Source organism: Candidatus Omnitrophota bacterium (assembly GCA_030695905.1).
Classification (GTDB): Bacteria; Omnitrophota; Gorgyraeia; order 2-01-FULL-45-10; family 2-01-FULL-45-10; genus CAZHPY01.
Map to the genome: position 1 here is coordinate 21,836 of JAUYOL010000026.1, position 6,655 is coordinate 28,490.

Sequence of the window (6,655 nt, forward strand, 5' to 3'; positions counted from 1 at the left end):
TGTTTATACTACGATTTTATGCCCCAACTTTTCTTTTTTCGTCTTTAAATACTTCTTATTGCTCTTGGAAGGCCGCACGATCAACGGCACTCTTTCCGTAACTTCAAGGCCGTACCCCTCAAGCCCCACTACCTTCTTAGGATTGTTGGTCAACAGCCGTATCTTGCTTAATCCCAGATCGGCGAGTATCTGGGCGCCGATTCCATAATCTCTAAGATCCGCTTTAAAACCTAAGGCCTCATTTGCCTCAACCGTATCCAGGCCTTCATCCTGTAATTGATATGCTTTCAACTTATTGGCAAGGCCTATACCGCGGCCTTCCTGCCTCATATAAAGAACTACACCGCTGCCCTCTTTATTTATGGCTTTCATTGCAAGTTTTAACTGTTCGCCGCAATCGCATCTTTTCGAGCCGAACACATCTCCGGTGAGACATTCCGAATGTACGCGGACCAAAGAACCGCTCTTCTTTGGTTTTCCCTTGATAAGCGCGATATGATGATATTTATCTACAAAAGACTCATAAACAAGCACCTTGAAATCACCGAAGTCCGTAGGTATGACGGTTTCGGCTATTTTCTTAATTAATTTTTCAGATCTTCTTCTATATTCTATCAGGTTGGCTATCGAGCAAATTTTCAGATTGAACTTTTTTGAGAATTGCATGAGGTCATCGAGCCTGGCCATGCTGCCGTCTTCCTTCATTATCTCGCAGATAACGCCTACAGGGTGCAGATTGGCAAGCCTTAAAAGATCTACGCAGGACTCTGTATGGCCCGCCCTCACCAGAACGCCTCCATCGTTTGCCCTCAATGGAAAGACGTGTCCCGGCCTAACCAGGTCTTCGGGTTTTGCGCCGGGATTTGAAAGTATCTTTATCGTACGCGCCCGGTCGTGAGCGGATATACCGGTAGTTACGCCTTCTTTGGCATCGCAGGATATCGCCCACCCCGTCTTGTATGGATCGCGGGCATTTATCGCCATAGGATGCAGGTCGAGAGCGTCTAAACGTGAACCTTCCATAGGGACGCATATGAGGCCGCGGCCATGCGTTGCCATAAAATTAATATCAGATGGCTTGGTATGCTCACCCGCGATTATCAGGTCACCTTCATTTTCACGGTCTTCATCGTCTATGACAATGACCTGCAGGCCTGCTTTCAAATCTTCCAGTATTTCAGGAATCGTATTTAATTTCATAAAAAAACCCCAAGGTATTCCTCGGGGTACAATATATTATATGACTTAAAGACTATCTCTTTAAGCATCTTCTTCCATCCCGTCTATACGGTCGGCACTTGAATTTCACAAGTTCAGCGCTCTCTCTACGAGAGGCTCGCGGGCTTAATACCGCCGAATGAGGAATTTCGCCTCACCCCGAAGATGAGTTTATTATATCAAAATATACCGTCTTGTCAATATGTTTTGCCGCTGCGGCATAACCCCCGGGTCGGATTGACATACCATATCAAGTATGCTATTCTTAGTGCTATAAACGAGAAGGGACAAACTAAGAAATAATGACCGACAAAGAGAAGATGTTAAGACAGGAGTTGGAGCGCATGGAATGGGAATTTTCCATGCTGCACGAAGTTTCCAACGCGATGAGGACAACCCTTAAGTTGGACCAGATATTCTATATCATCCTTACGGCTCTGACAGCGCACGAAGGGCTGGGCTTCAACCGCGCTATGCTTTTTCTGGTAAATGAAAAAGAGAATGTGCTTGAAGGAGTAATGGGTATAGGGCCTCATTCCGGAGAAGAGGCCGGCAAGATATGGCAATCCCTATCCCAGAGAGAGATGACGCTGGATGATTTTATTTCGGCATATGCTAACTTTAAAATGGATCCTGAATCAAAATTAAACAGCATAGTGAAAGGCATGAAACTTCCCTTACGCGAAGATATGGGAGTTCTTGCGCTTACGATACTTGAGGGGATGCCTTTTGAAATAACCAACGAAGAGGCCAGAAAAAACGTCGATCCTGAAATATTAAGGATGCTTAATACGAGTTTCTTCGTGACAGTCCCTCTCAAGGCCAAAGACAGGATATTAGGCGCCATACTCGTAGACAATGTATTCAATAAAAAACCGATAACAAAGTCGGACGTGCGCATGCTTACCATGTTCGCGAACCATGCGGGACTGGCAATAGAGAATTCGCGCCTATATGAAGAGACGGTATATCTCTCGAATACGGACTGGCTTACGAAATTATGGAATTACGGAAGGTTCCAGCAGCTGCTATCTCTCGAAATAGAGAAGGCAAAGATGCGTTCGACACTCATGACCCTGGTCATGATAGACGTGGATAATTTCAAAAATTTCAACGACACTCACGGCCATTTAAAAGGAGATGAGGCCCTAAGAAACATCGCGGCCATACTTTACGGTAAATCCAGAAAATGCGATTTCGTCGTCAGATACGGCGGCGAAGAATTTGCGATAATAATGCCTGATACCTCAAAAGATAATGCAAGGCTATTTGCCGACAGGCTCAGGAGTGATATTGAAAAGTTCTACGCGGAAGATACCGCAATCTCACCCGAAAAACGCCTTACCATAAGTGCCGGCATAGCGACATACCCTGAAGACGCTGCCGCAAAAGACGAAATAATATCCTTAGCGGACGCGGCTCTCTACCGGGCAAAACGCAGCGGGAAAAACAGGATATATTTAGTTAATAGGGATATGGCCGACTAAAACATTTCAGGCGGGAACGCTCTCTTTATTATCTTCTACTTCCTGGGTAACTTTAGTTTTCGCTTTACTATCCATAAATTTTACAGATACTATCTTCGATACACCACGCTCCTGCATAGTTATACCATACATAACATCGGCAAGCTCTATTGTGCGCTTGTTGTGAGTTATAATAATAAACTGCGAAATTTTCAGGAAATCTTTTAATACGCGCGAAAATCTTTCTACGTTAGACTCGTCGAGCGGAGCGTCTATTTCGTCTAAGACACAGAATGGGCTCGGCTTTACCTTAAATATCGCAAAAAGAAGCGCGGTCGCGGTCATCGCCTTTTCCCCTCCGGAAAGAAGGCTTAGATTTTGCAATTTTTTGCCGGGCGGACGAACTATTATCTCTATACCTGATTCGAGCACATCCTGCTCATCTATCAGCACAAGCTCCGCCTGTCCACCTCCGAATAACAGCCTGAAGAAATTCTTGAACTCCACCTGTATCTTCTGGAATGTCTCTACGAATAACTCTCTTGTGGTCTTATTTATCTTCTGTATTGCCTTCATCAGCGAGTCCTTGGCGTTAACCAGGTCTTCCTGCTGATGCGTCAGGAAAGCGTGCCTCTCTTCCAATTCCTTGTGCTCATCTATAGCGACCAGGTTTACAGGGCCCATCTTATCCAGCTTCTCTTTCAACTCAGCGACTTGAGCCTTCAATGCTTCCCAGTCTATATTATCTTCCAGTTCAATATGAGTCTCTTCGAGGTCTATTTTGTACGACTGCAGCATCCTCTCCCTTAAATTTGTCTTTTTGTACGAAGCCTCGGTAAGCTTTATGTCCAGATCCCTTATCTGGTTCCTTAGTGATTCTACCGCGGTCTCTCTTTCCTTTAGCTGAAGCTCGTCAACGCTCAGCGCGTCGATCATCCCGGACTTCTCTTTCTCTACTACAAGAGATTCTTCGCTTAATATTTTTAGCTCTGCCGATATCCCTTCGTTCTGTTTCTTTAATTCCTCTATCTCTTCTCCGAGCGTACCGGCCCTTAAGGCATAGTCGCCAAGACTGGTTTCTTTGGCAAGTCTGTTTTCTTCAAGATCTTTAGTATTCAGCTCTTCCTTCTCCATCCTATTTCTCAAAGACTCTTCTTCCCTGCTCACAGACTGATTTTCTGCGACAAGAGTGGCTATCTCGAGTCCCAGCTTTTCCCGCCTGTCTCTTTTATCCGCTACAACCAGTTGTGATTCATGGATAAACTGCTCGGTATCAACTTTACCTTTCTCTATCTGGTTAAGCTCGGTGTTTAACGTCTCGCCCTTCTTCGAAAGTTCTTCTATCGTCTGACGCACTTCCTCCAGCTCCAGATCGGCTACCGACAATTCATCCTTAAGCTTATTCGCGCTTTGGGCCTGATTATCACGCCTCGATCTCATATTAGCAGCATTTATCTCTTCCGAACGGAAAACACTTTCGAGCGAGTCTATATCATTATCCAGCGCATTCGCTACCGCGATCTTTTCCTGCAGTTGTGCCTTCAACAACGAAGTATTCTCTTCAGTAGTTTTGAGTTCCGCCTTCAGGCTCTCCAGCTTATTTCTGCGGCCTATAAGAAGGGTCTCTTCGCCCTCGGAAGAGCTACCGCCCGAAAATACGCCGTTACTATACATCGAACCCGAGCGAGTGATAGCGGTAACGCCTGACAAATTCGGGCTTGCGGCAATTTCTTCGATGGAATTTATAAGATAGGCCCCCAAGAAGAAATGCTCGATTATTTCCTGATACCTCGAGTCTACCTTTACAAAACTCTTAAGCGAGATAGAATCTTTTGGGGCTTCTACAGCACTGACATCATTTAAGTTTTTTAGCCTGCGCAAAGTTTCGAGCGAGATAAAACTGGACTTGCCAAGCTTGTTGTCTTTAAGATATCCTATAGCCCTTGTTATATCGCTTTCGCTTTCCGTCACAAGAAGCTGGGCATTGTCACCCAAAAACGCGCTTACCGCTTCTTCATAACCCTTCTGAACTTTTATCATGTCAGCCATGACGCCGAGTATGCCTTTAAAAGCGCCGTCGCCCTCGTCCATCTTCAACAAAAGGCTCTTTACGCCCTGATAAAAACCTTCGTGCTTTCTTACGACATCTTCCAAAAGCTCTATTTTAGATCTCGCCGCCGCTATTTTATTATCTTCCTGAACTATCGCGCTCTCAAGCGATTCTATTTCACCGGCTATGCTTTCTTTAGTGCTTTTTTTGGATCCCAGCCCATTCTTTAACTCCGAAATTTTACGGTCGGCTTCCTCGTATTCTCTCGCGATATCCGTCAACACGGATTCTATGCCCTGGAGTTCTTTTTGTACGGTCTCCTTCTCAATTAAAAGCCTTCTTTCGCGGGCTTTTCTGTTCTGCAAGTCCGCGCCAAGTTTTATAAGTTCGTTCTTTATCTTCGTCTCTTTAGATAGATTCTCTACCGTCTGCAGCTTCGAAACCTTTATCTTGCCTTCTGTCTCTTCTATGTCCCCGGACAGCATGGATAAAAGCATATTCTTCTCTTCTATAAGTTTCTGCCTCTCAATCTTTACCACGAGCGCCTTCTCCAGCTGGGTTTTCAACGTGCCGAGCAAATTTTGCGCTTCAACGATCTTCGACTGTATTGACTCTATCTCTTTCTTTAACGCTTCCTGCGACCCGATAAGTTCTTTTATCCTCTCGCCGTTCATCTCTATGCGTTGAGAATTTATACCCAAAGAGCCGGACATCGCGGTATGCTTATTCTTTAGTTCCGATATGCGGCTGATTATTTCGTCGAGAGAGTGCCTGTATCGCGATATCTTCGACGATATCGCGCTTACCTCGGAGCCGACCTCGCGTTCACGGGTCTTTAAGTCTTCGCTTTCAACGGCAAGTGTCTTATCCTGCGTCTTAAGATTTTTGTAATCGAAGAATACGTTCTTTATCTCTATATCTTTTAATTTATCAAAGTCCTCTTTATATCTTTCGGCCTTGCGCGCCTGTCTTTCGATGGAACCTATCTGACGCTTTACTTCCAGTATAATGTCATTTATACGCAGAAGGTTCTGTTCCGTCTGTTCTAATTTTCTCAGCGCTTCTTTCTTCTTCGCCTTATATTTCGTTATACCGCTGGCTTCTTCAAAAACGAATCGCCTGTCTTCCGGCCGGGAGCTTAGGATAAGGTCCATCTTACCCTGCTCGATGATGGAATAGCTTTCGGTGCCGATACCCGTGCCCATCAAGAGTTCAGAAATATCTTTTAATCTTACAGGAGTTTTATTTAACAGATACTCCGTCTCGCCTGAGCGGAATACGCGGCGTGTGATAGTGACTTCATCGTAATCTATCGGGAGCATTCTCTTTTCGTTGGAGAATATCAGGGAGACTTCTGCGAAATTTATGGGCTCTTTGGTATCAGTGCCGTTGAAGATGACGTCCTGCATATTGGACGCGCGAAGAGATTTTGCGGATTGCTCGCCGAGGACCCAGCGTATGGAATCCGCGATATTAGATTTACCGCAGCCGTTGGGACCAACGATAGCGGTGACGCCGGGCTCAAAATTGAGCTTCGTTTTTTCAGCGAAAGACTTAAAGCCTAATAGCTCTAAGGATTTAAAATACATAAAGCCTTATATATAAAATGTATAAATTAGTGTAGTTAATATAAAAGCGTAATAAAGTATATCACAGAATTAAGTTAATGGCAAGATAGTTAGCTCAGAAAATCTTTACGGGTCCTGTCGAGGGCAAGCCTTTCGGGTGGTTCAAAAGGCTGGCTCGTACGGGGTGTACGATAGACTTGTAGTATATATGTAGTATCTTTCACGCCCCCGCTTGCTTTGTTCCGGAATCACAAAGTCAAATCAGCGGGGGCTGGTAACCCCATCCCGTAAACACTCGCCGCCTTATTGAACCCACCCTCAAGGCTTATCCCTCGCCACCCGTAAAGATTTTC

General features: G+C 45.0%; 3 protein-coding genes and 1 riboswitch. Of the genes, 1 reads left to right on the plus strand and 2 read right to left on the minus strand.

The window, feature by feature from the left end; genetic code table 11:
* Window positions 1–3 precede the first annotated feature (3 nt).
* Window positions 4–1,200: a bifunctional 3,4-dihydroxy-2-butanone-4-phosphate synthase/GTP cyclohydrolase II gene (locus Q8R38_03990; protein MDP3791188.1), complete on the minus strand. Its 1,197-nt coding sequence runs from the start codon at window positions 1,198–1,200 to the stop codon at window positions 4–6.
* Between the two features lie 62 nt (window positions 1,201–1,262).
* A riboswitch (FMN riboswitch) is annotated at window positions 1,263–1,389 on the minus strand.
* 131 nt (window positions 1,390–1,520) lie between these two features.
* Between Q8R38_03990 and Q8R38_03995 the strand changes: the two genes are divergently transcribed.
* Window positions 1,521–2,705, plus strand: coding sequence for a diguanylate cyclase (locus Q8R38_03995; protein ID MDP3791189.1), 1,185 nt, complete (start codon window positions 1,521–1,523; stop codon window positions 2,703–2,705).
* Window positions 2,706–2,711: 6 nt separating this feature from the next.
* Here Q8R38_03995 and smc read toward each other — a convergent pair whose 3' ends face one another.
* Entirely contained in the window at window positions 2,712–6,323 is a 3,612-nt protein-coding gene (smc, locus tag Q8R38_04000) for a chromosome segregation protein SMC (protein ID MDP3791190.1), read from the minus strand.
* Window positions 6,324–6,655 lie beyond the last annotated feature (332 nt).

Bases quoted from the DNA above. Each gene is read 5' to 3' on its own strand.
- Q8R38_03990 (MDP3791188.1), bottom strand. From the start codon at position 1,200: ATGAAATTAAATACGATTCCTGAAATACTGGAAGATTTGAAAGCAGGC.
- smc (MDP3791190.1), bottom strand. From the start codon at position 6,323: ATGTATTTTAAATCCTTAGAGCTATTAGGCTTTAAGTCTTTCGCTGAA.
- Q8R38_03995 (MDP3791189.1), top strand. From the start codon at position 1,521: ATGACCGACAAAGAGAAGATGTTAAGACAGGAGTTGGAGCGCATGGAA.